The 11,505-nt window shown below is 35.5% G+C and carries 10 protein-coding genes; 2 read left to right on the top strand and 8 right to left on the bottom strand.

Going from position 1 to position 11,505, the window contains the following annotated elements; all coding sequences use genetic code 11:
* Together ERX46_RS11755 and ade are read left to right on the top strand one after the other, a co-directional pair.
* On the top strand, positions 1-421 hold a 421-nt coding region (locus tag ERX46_RS11755), incomplete at its 5' end, for a group II intron maturase-specific domain-containing protein (protein WP_317127196.1).
* A 660-nt stretch (positions 422-1,081) separates the two neighbouring features.
* On the top strand, positions 1,082-2,704 hold the full coding sequence (gene ade / locus ERX46_RS11750) for an adenine deaminase (RefSeq protein WP_130094064.1): 1,623 nt from the start codon (positions 1,082-1,084) through the stop codon (positions 2,702-2,704).
* 128 nt (positions 2,705-2,832) lie between these two features.
* Here ade and ERX46_RS11745 read toward each other — a convergent pair whose 3' ends face one another.
* The 8 genes from ERX46_RS11745 to ERX46_RS11715 form a co-directional block, all read right to left on the bottom strand.
* Positions 2,833-3,162, bottom strand: coding sequence for a hypothetical protein (locus tag ERX46_RS11745; RefSeq protein ID WP_130094063.1), 330 nt, complete (start codon positions 3,160-3,162; stop codon positions 2,833-2,835).
* Between the two features lie 64 nt (positions 3,163-3,226).
* The gene (locus ERX46_RS17515) at positions 3,227-3,412 is read right to left on the bottom strand and encodes a hypothetical protein (RefSeq protein ID WP_165366222.1); all 186 of its coding nucleotides are present in this window, start codon (positions 3,410-3,412) and stop codon (positions 3,227-3,229) included.
* 5 nt (positions 3,413-3,417) lie between these two features.
* A complete protein-coding gene (locus ERX46_RS11740; RefSeq protein WP_165366221.1) occupies positions 3,418-5,079 on the bottom strand; it encodes a YceI family protein in 1,662 nt (553 codons plus the stop codon).
* Between the two features lie 190 nt (positions 5,080-5,269).
* On the bottom strand, positions 5,270-7,057 hold the full coding sequence (rpsA, locus tag ERX46_RS11735) for a 30S ribosomal protein S1 (protein ID WP_130094061.1): 1,788 nt from the start codon (positions 7,055-7,057) through the stop codon (positions 5,270-5,272).
* A 315-nt stretch (positions 7,058-7,372) separates the two neighbouring features.
* On the bottom strand, positions 7,373-8,002 hold the full coding sequence (locus ERX46_RS11730; RefSeq protein WP_130094060.1) for a hypothetical protein: 630 nt from the start codon (positions 8,000-8,002) through the stop codon (positions 7,373-7,375).
* A gap of 72 nt (positions 8,003-8,074) precedes the next feature.
* The gene (gene miaA / locus ERX46_RS11725) at positions 8,075-8,971 is read right to left on the bottom strand and encodes a tRNA (adenosine(37)-N6)-dimethylallyltransferase MiaA (RefSeq protein ID WP_130094059.1); all 897 of its coding nucleotides are present in this window, start codon (positions 8,969-8,971) and stop codon (positions 8,075-8,077) included.
* A gap of 12 nt (positions 8,972-8,983) precedes the next feature.
* Positions 8,984-11,032, bottom strand: a complete 2,049-nt coding sequence (locus ERX46_RS11720; RefSeq protein ID WP_130094058.1) for a M13 family metallopeptidase — start codon at positions 11,030-11,032, stop codon at positions 8,984-8,986.
* A gap of 13 nt (positions 11,033-11,045) precedes the next feature.
* Complete coding sequence (locus ERX46_RS11715; RefSeq protein WP_165366220.1) at positions 11,046-11,501, bottom strand: GNAT family N-acetyltransferase; 456 nt, start codon at positions 11,499-11,501, stop codon at positions 11,046-11,048.
* Positions 11,502-11,505 lie beyond the last annotated feature (4 nt).

Raw genomic sequence — 11,505 nt, 5'->3', positions numbered from 1 at the left:
ACTAAAAGTCTTCACCCGAAAAACCACTCCGATGACTTTTGAAGAGCGTATCCAAAAGATTAACGAAGTTCAACGCGGATGGTTAAACTATTTTCGTGGAACAAGTATCAAAGGAAAGCTTAGAGATATTGACGGATGGTTGCGGAACCGACTACGCTATTGCATTTGGCATCATTGGAAGAAGCCTGAACGGAAGAGAAAGAATCTTATTCGTTTAGGAATTGACCAAGACCATGCATACGCTTACAGTCGAACCCGAATGGGAGGATGGGCAGTCGCACAAAGTCCTATTTTAGTGACTACAATTACTATTTCAAGGCTAAAGAAACGTGGATATATTGGAATGTTGGAACTTCATTTGTCGTTTAATCCACCAAGATACGAACCGCCGTATACGAGACCCGTACGTACGGTGGTGTGAGAGGCGTACTCCGTCAGTTTATCTGGCGGAGCCGTCTACTCGATTAGCAAATCGTGCTGTTATTCTTAAAAGTTAATCCCAACTCCAAATCGCCAAGACAAATCAAACTTATGGGGATACTCAGCGTAACCGTAACCTTCATAATCTCTTTGTAAAAGCTCTATTGTTTCTCGATCATCAAGAAAGAAAAACCTAAGAACTTTGGTTGATCTTTTTGGATGCGCTGTAATGGAACGCGGATGACACGGGCCTTCGACAAGCTCAGTCACCGAAGACACCGAAGAGCAATCCGTTGACTGAGCCTGTCGAAGGCAATGCGGCAAATGGAAAACGTTTTTAAAAGAATGAAAATTACATCAAAATATTTAGGTTATATCTTAGAATGCTCAGTCACCGTTTTAGCAACACAGATGATCGCGGATTTTAAAAAAGTATATTACTAGAAAAGTCTTTAAGGTTTATTCTCAATGGCATGCGATATTACACTAAATTCGTAGTAGAACCAGTTTTTCAAATCGAAATTCTTATCCGAGGCATTTTTTTAATTCTTAATTATTAATTTGGAATTCGAAATTGACAATTCTCTCAGCAACCTTTATTTTTCAATTCGTAATTCGTAATTATCGTAATTCATAATTATCTTTGTCCAAAACAAATTACATGACCGAATTCAAAGGGCACATTTTAGACATTCCGAACAAACAAATCATCAAGGGTTCAATTCAAATCAAAGAGGGGAAGATTCATTCAATTACTCCTTGTGATACTGTTCCAAACCAATACATTTTACCAGGATTTATAGATGCACATGTTCATGTCGAAAGTTCAATGTTGATTCCTTCAGAATTTGCTCGATTGGCTGTAAAACAAGGAACTGTTGCTACGATTTCTGATCCGCACGAAATAGGAAATGTCTTAGGACGAAGCGGAGTAGAGTATATGGTGAATAATGGAAATAAAACACCATTTAAATTCTTTTTTGGAGCGCCTTCATGTGTTCCAGCTACAACTTTTGAAACAGCAGGAGCAGAGATTGGTTTAGAAGATCTTCGCGCTTTGTTCGAATTACCACGTGTAAATTATCTGGCAGAAATGATGAATTATCCTGGAGTTCTTTTCCGTGATAAAGACGTTATGGCGAAAATTGAATTGGCAAAAAGTCTCAACAAAAGAGTAGATGGTCATGCGCCAGGATTAAGAGGAGAAGATGCTAAAAAGTACATCGAAGCAGGAATAGAAACAGATCATGAATGTTTTACCAAAGAAGAAGCACTCGATAAATTGAAATACGGAATGAAAATTCTGATTCGTGAAGGAAGTGCAGCTAAGAATTTCGAAGCACTTTACACGTTGATAGATGAATTTCCGAATGAAATAATGTTGTGTTCAGACGATAAACATCCCAACGATTTTGTAGTTGGACATATCAATCAACTCGTGGCTAGAGCAGTTGCAAAAGGCTGTGATTTATACAATGTTTTACAAGCCGCTTGTTTAAATCCGATCGAACATTACAATATGGATGTGGGTCAACTTAAAGTTGGAGACCCAGCTGATTTTTGCGTAGTTGAAGATTTGAAAAACTTTAAAGTCAAGCAAACTCTTATCGACGGAAATATTGTTTTTGAAAATGATGAAGTTAAATTTCCAAGAGTAGAAGCAGCCGTTCCGAATAACTTTAATTGTTCTCCAGTTAAAATAGCGCAATTACAAGTGCCGGCAATTGGCTATAAAGTGCGCGTAATTGTTGTGGAAGATGGTCAATTAGTTACGAAAGAAACAGAGCACACTTTAAAATCTGAAAACGATGAATTGTTATCAGATGTTGAAAATGATATTTTAAAAATTGTTGTGGTCAATCGTTATTTCGATGCTGATCCGTCAGTTGCATTTATCAAAAACTTCGGATTAAAAAAAGGAGCAATTGCATCTTGCGTGGCACATGACAGTCATAACATTATTGCCGTTGGAACAAATGATATCGATATTCAAAAAGCAATAAATTTAATCATTAAAGAAAAAGGCGGAATTTCCTTAGCAAATGGAACGGAAGAAGAAGTGCTAGGATTACCAGTTGCTGGAATTATGACAACAGACGATGGAGAAAAAGTAGCAGCACGTTACGAATATTTGGACAAACGCTCAAAAGAATTAGGAGCGAAACTTACATCGCCTTATATGACCTTGTCGTTTTGTGCATTGTTGGTCATTCCACAATTGAAATTGAGCGACAAAGGACTTTTTGATGGTGGAGCTTTTGAGTTTGTATCGCTTTATAAATAGTGTATGTAAGAAGATTTTGGTTATATGACTATTCTCGTCTTTACCCCAAAGCACTATCCAGTACTAACTACTGTCATCCTTCGGAAAACACAAAAAACGAATTTTTAGTGTTTTCCGAAGGATCTCTTTTATGAAATAAATACTAAGTTATGCATAACTTTTTTGGGATATGGTGTCCGATAAACATTTTTAGCTATTTCAATATTTTGTATAAAATCTTGATTATTAGGTCTTTTGCTTCGTTGTTTCGTCGCCTTCGACAAGCTAGTCACCGAGGAGTTACCCCGTTGACTGAGCCTGTCGAAGGCAATGATTCCTGTGGAAACGTCACCGAAGTAAATCCAAAAATCACAGTCAAACGAATTGAAAGCAAGATCCAAACCAACATCTTTATTCTTTATTCTCTCTGCGTACTTGGCGTATCCTCCTCTAACTTTGCGGTAAGCTCTATAAACCATCGGTGCTATTTAGAGAGAAATCCGTTGACTAGCCCGTCGAAGGCCCCACATCAATAATTTCATTTCAGAGAGTAATCGGTTGACTAGCACTGTCGAAGGCAATGATTCCTGTGGAAACGTCACCGAAGTAAAGCCAAAAATCACAGTCAAACGAATTGAAAGCAAGATCCAAACCAACATCTTTATTTTTTATTCTCTCTGCGTACTTGGCGTATCCTCCTCTAACTTTGCGGTAAGCTCTATAAACCATCGCTGCTATTTAGTAAGCTGCACTTCAAAATGAAAATCAACAACATCACCAATTTTAGCTGAAGAAGGCATTCCATAATCCGTTCTATTCAACGAAGCTTTTCCCCACAACACCATAATTTCATTTCCATCTTTTTCACCCACTCCGACTAGTTTTAATGTCAAATCAATAGGATTTGTTATTCCAAGAAGTGTAAAAGTTCCTTCAACTAAATAACCATCCTCTTTTTTTGAAAAACTTTTTGAGTCAAATGTTAATTCAGGATGTTTTTCCTCATGAAAATATTCTTCATCCATTAATGATTCATCGCGCATGGAGTTGTAGGTCGAAATATTCTTTACAGGTAAAATAACTTTAATAGTAGAATTTTCTGGATTTTCTGTCACTTCAAACTTTCCCTTAACCTTATTGAACTCTCCATTAACCCTTCCACTTGGCGGGCCTAATTCAAAGAATATTTTCGAAATTTCTTCGTCGATTTTCCATGATCCTATTGCCTTTGTTAAATCTTGTCCGTTCGGTTCGTCTAATTTATCATGGTAACTTTGACCTTGTGCTTTGTTGGAAGTTTCACCATTAGATTGCTCAATTCCAAGTGCTCCTAAATCAATTCCTGAACTTTGTTTTACAGGGGAGAAGTAAGGAGCGATTATCAACACAAAGCCGAGCGAAAATAATTTCAATCCTATGATATTTGAAGCCGTTTTAAATGTTGTGTACAACACAGAAAGTAAACCTAAAGCAATTAACATAGCAGTCAGTGTTAGCACTCCACCCAGTCTTTCCAATTGGGTGTAAGCAAAACCAAGTAAGAAGATAAATCCAAGAGGAACAGTTATCGCCTTCGTAATCATTATTCCTCTCCATTTACCGCTTCTGTGCTGCGCCAAACGAATAAATAATTCATAAAGTACGGCGATAAATCCAGCCATAAATATACCTTGTAGCACTTCTCCGTTGGTTAAGTCTAGTGCTTTAAATCCTGCTTGTTCCAATACAATTAAAGCTGCAGAGATTAAGAACATTGCGCCACTTGTACTTAATAAAATACTTGGAGAAATTGATGTTCTATTTCTAGCAATAAAAGAAGTGGATAAGAAGAAGGTAGCAGCTATTAAAATTCCAAGTTTCCCCAATAGAAAACCTCCTAAAGCAGCCATTCCGCCAATGAAAGCAAAAGCCAAAGCACTTTCAAGCAAATGTTCATCTGTTTTGTTCCATTTTATAGGAGTGAATTTACTTACCAATTTTTGAATGAGAGCATTAACAAAATGCATTAGAATAGGAGTGATGGCACTGATAATAGCAATTATGAATAACACATTTAAGTCATCAATTTGATGTCCCAAGTAACTGTGTGATGCCAATTGTGGGTAAAAGAACAACGCTCCACTCAATACTATTGGAATCCCCAAGAATATTTTATGCTGTTTCTTCTTAACAATTTCTCCAACGGCAAAACTTACACTCAAAACAGCAATCAAGAGAAATGTTAATAGCTGATTGGGTCCTGACGCATCTAGAAGATAGTCTTTAGTAAGAATAAGCGTACTTATCCCTAAAATATATACAGCAATGAATTCACTTGGTTTTGTGTCTTTTCTAACCTTAGCAATTGCTGCAAAAACTCCAGAAATAATAAGAAAAACGGCTGTAATAATTAACATGAGCATTTATTTTTAGATAAAAATAAGGATAATTTGAGAATGTGGGGTCGATTTGTAGGGGCGATTTGAAAATCGCCCTTACTAATCGACCCTACCAATCGCCCATAATAATCGACCTTACAAAACAATAATCAAAAAAAAAGTCCCGATTCTTGCGAACCGGGACTTTTTAATTTATGATGTTAGAAAATTACTTTCCTTCCATTTTTTCTTTTAAAGCTGCAAGAGCATCTAAATCACCTAAAGTAGATTTTTCAGAATTCTTGTTGATATCACTAACTGCTTTTGAAGAACTACCACCTCCTCCAGACTTACTGCTAGATTTTTTAGTTGTTGGTTTATCTTCACCTTCTTCAAATGTTCTCAAGTGAGAAACAACGATTTTCTTAGCATCTTTGTTGAACTCGATAACTTTAAATTCAAGTGTTTCTTCTACTTTCGCATTAGAACCATCTTCTTTACGCATGTGCTTAGCAGGACAAATTCCTTCTACACCGTATGGTAAAGATACGATACCTGATTTATCTTTTTGTTCAACGATTGTACCTTGGTGTAATGAACCTTCTCCGAAGATAGTTTCAAATACATCCCATGGATTCTCTTCAAGTTGTTTGTGACCTAAAGAAATACGTCTGTTTTCTTGGTCAATTTCAAGAACAATAACTTCCATTTCTTCTCCTACTTTGCAGAATTCAGATGGATGCTTGATTTTCTTTTGCCAAGAAAGGTCAGAGATATGAATTAATCCGTCAACACCTTCTTCTAATTCAACAAATACACCGAAGTTCGTAAAGTTACGAACCTTAGCATTGTGCTTAGATTGAACAGGGTAACGTTTTTCAATTTCTTCCCATGGATCTGGCATCAATTGTTTGATACCTAGAGACATTTTGCGCTCTTCACGATCTAATGTTAAAACAACAGCTTCAACTTCATCTCCTACTTTAAGGAAATCTTGTGCTGTTCTTAAGTGCTGTGACCAGCTCATTTCAGATACGTGAATCAATCCTTCAACACCTGGTGCGATTTCAACGAAAGCTCCGTAATCAGCAAGTACTACTACTTTACCTTTAACAGTATCTCCAACGTTCATACCCTCATCCAATGCATCCCAAGGATGTGCTTGTAGTTGTTTCAATCCAAGAGCGATACGTTTCTTATCGTCATCGAAATCAAGAATTACAACATTTAATTTTTGATCTAATTCAACAATCTCTTCTGGGTGGTTAACACGTCCCCAAGAAAGATCTGTAATGTGAACAAGACCATCAACACCACCTAAATCGATGAATACACCGTAAGAAGTAATGTTTTTAACTGTACCTTCAAGAACCTGTCCTTTTTCAAGACCAGAGATAATTTGTTTTTTCTGCTCTTCAAGCTCTGCTTCAATAAGCGCTTTGTGAGAAACAACAACGTTTCTAAATTCTTGGTTGATCTTAACAACACGGAATTCCATGTCTTTCCCAACGTACATATCGTAGTCACGGATAGGTTTAACGTCAATTTGAGAACCTGGCAAGAATGCCTCAATTCCAAATACATCAACGATAAGTCCACCTTTAGTTCTACATTTAACGTGTCCAGTGATAACTTCACCAGTTTTCAACACTTCGTTAACACGATCCCATGCGTGGTGCATACGTGCAGTCTTGTGAGAAACTACTAGTTGACCATTACGGTCTTCTTGAGATTCAACAAATACTACAACTTCATCACCAACTGCTAAGTCTTCTTTGTAACGAAATTCGTTAATTGCAATAACTCCTTCTGATTTGTAACCAATGTTTACAACAACCTCACGGTCTGTAATTGCAACAACAGTTCCTAGAATTACTTCTTTCTCATTGATAGAAGTTAATGTTGCTTCATACGTATCTGCGTATTCAGCGTGTTTTGCTTGACTATACCCTTCGTTTGCTAACGCGTCCCAGTCAAAATCAGGATTTCCCTGATCGATAATTTTGTTTTCAGCCATATTGGCACCTTTTAATTGTATCTCAAGCAATCTTAAAAGCCTGAAAGATGTTTATAATAAATCGTCTAATTTAAGATTAACGATAAACCCAATTTTCTCTAAATTGGAGTGCAAAGATAAAGATTATTTAATTGAATGACAAAATGTAGCGAGTGAAATATTCATGAATTCAAGAATTCAAGGATTCAAGGATTCAAAAATTCAAGAATTCAAATCGGAGGGACAATGTACGGACGATTTGTAAATCGTCCAAATACATTGATGCTTGTTTATTGAATATTCCAAATATTCCAAATCCTATTTGTAAACCCAAATCTAATATGCAATCGTTACCGTAGTCGTATCAAAAGGAATATTATTGATTACCTCTTCACCGTTCATGTCATTGCCATTCACCCACCAAAAAATCTTCATACTTTTTCCTCCATCGTTTGGACAAATCACTATGGTGTCAACAACGCCGTTATAATAGGTTGTTTCGTTAGCGCAACATTCATCACAATCGATTTTTCCTGAAACCTTTTGAATTTTTAATTCATCGCCGGCACTAGCAGGCATTCCATTTTTCAAAACAAATTTGGTCCATGATTTAGGACTTAAACTGTAATTGATTTCGTTTGAATTTTCGGTAGTTAAGTCATCAATAGAATAAGATTCATCAACTTTGAAATAGTTTTCTTTTGTTACCTTAATTTTTAAAGTTTCAAATTTTGAGCGCTCTATAGTTACTTCATAATTTCCTAAAGCATCGGTTTGTGCCTCTCCTTTTAAAGCTTCAACATTATTTCCTAAACTATAGGTGTAGTATTTAATAGTAGCATTTGGAACGTTTAATCCGCTGTTCGAGTCCTTTATATTTCCAGAAAACTTAAAATCAAGTTCTTTTTTCTTGCAAGAAGCAAAAGAAAATAGCACCAGTAGAATTGTTAAGGTAAAATATTTCATTTCAATTGTTTCTATCAAATATATAGAATTCTAACTATTTAATCAAAAATAAAATGGAAGTAATGAAATTATCTATGCTATGGCAGAAAGAATTGTTTTAACCAGCTCTTCTGTTGCTGCAGGTTTAATCCAAATAGCATCATCTACTTTTCTAAACCAAGTCAATTGCCGTTTGGCATATCTTCGGGTATTTTGCTGGATAAGTTCAATCGCTCTTTCTTTGGAAATGTCACCATCTAAAAATTCAAAGATCTCTTTATATCCTACAGTGTTTAAAGTTTGGAGATTTCTGTATTGCTTATTCGCCTTAACTTCCTCAACTAAACCATTTTCAATCATGATTTCTACACGTTGATTAATGCGGCTGTAAAGTTCTTCTCTTGGGTGATCGATTACGAAATAATGTGTTTCAAAACGAGGAGTCTTGCTGTTTTGCTTTCGTAATTTTGAAAAAGGCTCACCTGTGATTTCATGAATTTCTAAAGCACGAATTAAACGAACAGGATTTTTAATATCTGCTTCATTGTAATAAGCTAAATCAACTTCTTTGAGTTTGTCTTGAAGAAATTCAATTCCTTTCTCTTCTAATTGTTGATTCCAAAAATTACGTATTTCAGGATCATGAGGCAATTGATCAGTGCCATAAATCAAAGCATTGATAAACATTCCAGATCCTCCAACTATAATTACAGTGTCATCTGATTCAAAAAGTTCTTCAACTTTATTTAATGCTTGTTTTTCGAATTGACCAGCAGATACTGGATTTTCGACAGAATGTGAATCGATAAAGTAGTGGGGAACTCCATCCATTTCTTCAGGAGTTGGTTTTGCAGTTCCGATTGAAAGTTCTTGGTAAAACTGTCGGCTATCTGCTGATATGATTGAGCATTTCAATTGTTTTGCCAAAGCCACAGCAAGGGAAGTTTTTCCGCTTGCTGTAGGTCCTGCAATTACAATTATTTTTTTCACGGTAAAAAAGAATTACCAAATTTTAGAAATCTCTTTCTCGTTTTTACGCATTGCGTCTCCTTCTTGCACATTAAATGCTTTAAAGAATTCTGGAGAATTCATCAATGGTCCGTTTACACGGTATTTTCCTGGGCTGTGAGAATCTGTTGCTAAACGTTTTTTCAATTCAGCATCTGTATAATTGATTTTCCACAATTGCGCATAAGCCAAGAAGAAACGTTGAGCCGGAGTAAATCCTTCTCTTTTTTCGTCTTTTTTAAATTCATTCGTCATCGCATAAGCATAATAAGCCATTGTGATTCCACCTAAATCTGCAATATTTTCACCCATTGTTAATTCAGAATTTACACAGTGACCTTCAATAGGGCAGAAGTTGCTAAAAGTTTTTCCTAAACGTTCTGTTCTTTCTTCAAAGTTTTCTCTGTCTTCATCAGACCACCAGTTAGTAAATGATCCATCGGCAGCAAATTTACTTCCCATATCATCAAATCCATGTGTAAACTCATGTCCGATTACCATTCCAATTCCACCATAGTTAACAGCGTCTTCAGCATTTACGTCAAAAAATGGAGCTTGCATAATTCCAGCAGGAAAAGCAATTTCATTCAATAAAGGATGGTAATATGCATTTACCATGTGGGCCGGCATTCCCCATTCATCTTTGTCAACAGGCTTACCTAGTTTCGACATGTTTTCTTTATAAGAGAAGTGGTTACAAGCATCAATATTTGCTAGATAATCATTGTTTTTAATCTCTAATCTGTCAAGACTTTTCCATTTATCAGGATATCCTAATTTACGTCCTATTGCATTTAACTTCTTTAGGGCTTCTGTTTTTGTTTCATCCGTCATCCAATCTAGATTGTTGATTCTTTCTTCATAAACCGCAAGAAGATTATCAACCATAGTATTGACTTTAGTTTTTGCTTCTTCAGAGAAGTGACGTGCTACGAATTCTTTCGCTAATGCAGTTTTAACCGTTTTATTGGTCATTTCTTCAATTGCTCTTTCGTTCATTGGCTTCATTTCTTTAATTCCTGAAAGCGTTGTTCCGTAAAAGTCGAAGTTAACACGTACCATTTTATCGTCCATATATGGAGCGTAGTGATTGATGTATTTCCAAGCGATGTAGTTCTTAACGGTTTCGAATTTCTCTTCTGTTATTATTTGAGAAATAAACTTTAAGTTTTCTGGTTGACCAACAATAACGTGTTCTATTCTATTGTCTCCTGAATATTTTGAAACAATATTTTTGATGTCAATAAAGTTAGCGATTTGATCTACATCATTTATATCAATTGGGTTGTAAGTGTTTTCAGGAATTCTTAATTCTGCTGGCTTCATCATTGATTCTGCCATTTTCATTTCAAATTTCAAAACTTCATTTGCACGATTTTCTGGGTCACTAAAATTAAATAATTCGAAAGCAATGGTCATGTATTTTAAGTAACTATCTCTGATGTCGGCTTTCGAATCGTCAAAATAATAATCTCTGTTTGGTAAACCTAAACCTCCTTGTGAAAGATAAAGCGTATTCACGTTTACATTTTTAAGATCTTGTCCTACATATAAACTTGAAAAAGCACCAATACCTTTTTCCTTCATCATCAGAACAGTTTTTGGTAAGGTAGAAATATCAGTTAATCTTGATAATTCCTCCTTAATCATAAAAATCTTCTTTGGACTTACTTCATTTCTCATATCCATGTCCTTCATGGCTTCATAGTAGTCACCAATAATTTGAAGATCACTTCCTTTTCCAGCATCTACAGAACATGCTTCATCCAATATGATAGTCAGTTTTTCTTTATTGCGCTGATCTAATTCATTGAAACTTCCCCAACGAGATTCTGATGCAGGTACAGGATTGTTTTTAATCCAAGTTCCATTTGCATATTGAAAAAAGTCAGCTGTTGGCGCTGTTGATTTATCTAAATAGTCTACATTAATTGTGTAAAGACCATTTTGACTAATTTCTTTTGTGTCTTTTTTAGACGTTCCACATGAAGCTAAAAGTGAAGCTCCTGCAACGAATAATAAAGTTTTGTTTATAATTTTCATTTGGTTTATTTTCTTAATTATTAATTTTTAAACACATTTCTACATGAGGAATTCCATCTTCTAAGTATTCTTTTCCTGTAGATTTAAACTTATGTTTATTGTAAAATGCTTCAAGGTGTTTTTGACCAGAAAGATAAACGGGAACATCTCCAAATTCATCCCTGCAAAAAGCAAGCGCTTCTTCAATCATTTGATGACCTTCTTTTTCGCCTCTTTCTTCTTTAGCCAATACAACTCTACCCAATCCGATGTCATTATAAGCAACACCTTGAGGTAAAATTCGCATTGTTCCAACCAAATCTCCTTTACCGTTTCTACAAATTAGATGGTAACATTTTTTATCTTTTCCATCCAATTCTTGATAAGGACAATTTTGTTCCACCACAAAAACTTTTATTCTCAATGCGAGAATGTCATGGAACTCATTTAAGGAAAGGTCATTGTAATGTTTAAATTGCCAATTCAGCATATTC

The sequence above is a fragment of the Brumimicrobium glaciale genome, assembly GCF_004152935.1.
Taxonomy (GTDB): Bacteria; Bacteroidota; Bacteroidia; order Flavobacteriales_D; family Crocinitomicaceae; genus Brumimicrobium; species Brumimicrobium glaciale.
This window is presented reverse-complemented; position numbering and strand designations above follow the sequence as displayed.